This is a genomic window from Cereibacter changlensis JA139, assembly GCF_003034985.1.
Classification (GTDB): domain Bacteria; phylum Pseudomonadota; class Alphaproteobacteria; order Rhodobacterales; family Rhodobacteraceae; genus Cereibacter; species Cereibacter changlensis.
Genome location: NZ_PZKG01000252.1, coordinates 1 through 2915, shown reverse-complemented (window position 1 = coordinate 2915; position 2915 = coordinate 1). Strand labels below are relative to the sequence as shown.

Annotated in this window: 3 protein-coding genes; all 3 read left to right on the top strand. The window is 68.0% G+C overall.

What is annotated here, in order from left to right:
- Positions 1-369 precede the first annotated feature (369 nt).
- Complete coding sequence (locus C5F48_RS22780; protein ID WP_107665999.1) at positions 370-1587, top strand: NAD-dependent epimerase/dehydratase family protein; 1218 nt, start codon at positions 370-372, stop codon at positions 1585-1587.
- Positions 1588-1590: 3 nt separating this feature from the next.
- A complete protein-coding gene (locus C5F48_RS22775) occupies positions 1591-2406 on the top strand; it encodes a glycosyltransferase (protein ID WP_170139656.1) in 816 nt (271 codons plus the stop codon).
- The coding region (locus tag C5F48_RS22770) for an NAD-dependent epimerase/dehydratase family protein (protein ID WP_146170724.1) at positions 2403-2915 on the top strand (513 nt) is incomplete at its 3' end. The genes C5F48_RS22775 and C5F48_RS22770, both read left to right, overlap by 4 nt.

The window sequence follows — 2915 nt, the reverse complement described above, 5'->3', positions numbered from 1 at the left end:
GCGGGCGATCTGTTGGCGCTGCGCCGCGCCGCCGCCGGGCTGGAGGGCGATCGCCGCGAGGGGCTGGAGCTGCTCGACCGGGCGATCTATGCCCCCGCAGCGCCCGGCCTCGACCCGCGTCGGCTGCTGCGCGCCCTGCGGCGACAGCGGCGCTGAAGGCCCGTCAATCCCCGGTTTTCTCTGTCGGAACGGGCGGTTCGCGTCGGATCTCCGCCGACGCGCCGGCGCAACACATCGGCAAGGGCTTGCCGAGTGTTGCCAAATATTCATTCGACGGATTGCGGGAAACCTTTTAGGCAGCGATTTGTTACAAAGAGCGGCACGGGCCGCGACAGACGCTCTGGAACGTCTGGTTCCCAAGGAGGCTTCATGCGGATCGCAATTCTGGGCGGAGACGGCTTTGTTGGCTGGCCGACCGCGCTTCACCTGTCGGCACTGGGTCACGAGATCCACATCGTCGACAACCTGTCGCGCCGCTGGATCGACACCGAGCTGGGCGTCCAGTCGCTGACCCCGATGGATTCGATCCAGGAGCGCTGCCGGATCTGGCAGCAGGAAACCGGCGAGAAGCTGCATTTCCACCTCCTGAACCTCGCCACCGAATATGACCGGCTGCGCGGCTGGCTGGCCGAGCACCGCCCCGAGGCGATCATCCATTTCGCCGAGCAGCGCGCCGCGCCCTATTCGATGAAGACCGACCGTCACAAGGTCTACACCGTCAACAACAACGTCAGCGCCACCCACAACCTGCTGGCGGCGCTGGTCGAGACCGGCATCGACGCGCATCTGGTGCATCTGGGCACCATGGGCGTCTACGGCTATTCCACCGTCGGCGCGCCGATCCCCGAGGGCTATCTCGACGTGTCGGTGGAGACGCCCTCCGGCGCCAAGGGGCTGGAGATCCTCTACCCGACCCGCCCCGGCTCGGTCTATCACATGACCAAGAGCCTCGATCAGATCCTGTTCCAGTTCTATGCCCAGAATGACGGGCTCCGGATCACCGACCTGCATCAGGGCATCGTCTGGGGCACCCATACCGACCAGACCCGGCGGCACGAGCAGCTGATCAACCGCTTCGACTATGACGGCGATTACGGCACGGTGCTGAACCGTTTCCTCATTCAGGCCGCCATCGGCTATCCGCTGACCGTGCATGGGACCGGCGGGCAGACGCGGGCCTTCATCCACCTGCAAGATTCGGTGCGCTGCGTCGAGCTGGCGCTGTCGGATGCGCCGAAGCGCGGCGAGCGGGTGAAGATCTTCAACCAGATGACCGAGACGCACCGCGTCCGCGACCTGGCCGAGATGATCGCCAAGATGACCGGCGCGAAGGTGGCCTACCTGCCGAACCCGCGCAAGGAAGCGGACGAGAACGAGCTTCTGGTGAAGAACGACCAGTTCCTCGGCCTCGGGCTGAAGCCGATCACGCTGGCCGAAGGCCTGCTGGCCGAGGTGGTGGATGTGGCGAAGAAATACGCCCATCGCATCGACCGCAGCCGCGTGCCCGCCGTGTCGGCCTGGACCAAGGACATCGCGCAGCGGGTCGAGCATGACCCGGAAGGCAAGCGCCTGCGCTCCGTGTCCTGAGTGCTGGCCGCCGACCGACCGGCGCGGGGCGACCGCGCCTATGTCACGCTGGTGACGAACCCCGACTATGCGCTGGGGGCGCGGGCGCTGCTGCGCTCGCTGACCCTCAGCGGCACGACGGCGGATCTGGTGGTGCTGCACACTGACGTGGCCGCCGAGGCGTTGGCGCCGCTGTCGGCGCTTGGGGCGCGGCTGGTGCAGGTGGATCTGCTGCCCACCTCGCCCGCCTTCAACGAGGCCCATGCCCGCGACGCGCTGCACGCCCGCGCCGCCTTCACCAAGGGCACGAAGCCGCCGTTCCACACCCCGCTCGACAATTTCGCCAAGCTGCGGCTCTGGCAGCTCGACTACGCTTCGGTGGTCTTCATCGACGCCGATGCCCTGGTGCTGCGCAATGTCGACAAGCTGTTCGCGTATCCGGAGTTCTGCGCCGCGCCGAATGTCTACGAGGGGCTCGGCGACTTCCACCGGATGAACTCCGGCGTCTTCACCGCGAAGCCATCCGAGGCGACCTTCAACGACATGCTGGAGAAGCTCGACCAGCCCGGCGTCTTCTGGCGGCGCACCGACCAGAGCTTCCTGCAGGCCTATTTCCCCGACTGGCACGGGCTGCCGGTGGTCTGCAACATGCTGCAATACGTCTGGTTCGCGATGCCCGAGCTGTGGAGCTGGGACGAGATCCGCATCCTGCACTTTCAGTATGAGAAACCCTGGCAGCAGCATGACAAGGCCGACCGGCTGCGGGTGCTGATCGACCTGTGGCGGGCCTATGCCGGCGACGGGCCGGTGCCTGATCTCGCCGGCTTACCCGCGCCATGAGGATCGCGATCACCGGGGCGACCGGCTTCGTCGGTCGCTTCCTGACCGAGGCGGCGCTGCGGGCGGGGCATGAGGTGACAGTGCTCGGCCGGCAGCCGGGGCTATTCTCGGCCCCGGTCGCGCATCTGGCCTATGACCTGCGCCAGAAGCCGCCGCCGCTCGACGGCCATGACGCGCTGATCCACGCGGCCTTCCTGCACGAGCCCGGCCGCTACCGCGGCGGCGAGGGCGACGACCCGGAGGGCTTCCGCGCCGCCAATCTCGACGGTACGCTGCGGCTGTTCGAGGCAGCGCAGGGCTGCGGCCGGGTGCTGTTCCTCTCCTCCCGCGCGGTCTATGGCGACCACCCGCCGGGAACCCTTCTGACCGAGGCGACGCCGCTGCGGCCGGACACGCTTTACGGCCAGTTGAAGGCCAAGGCCGAGGCCGCGCTGGAGGCCCTGCCCGTCGCCTCCGCCAGCCTGCGCGCCACCGGGGTCTACGGTCCCGCGGGGCCCGGGCGGGCGCAC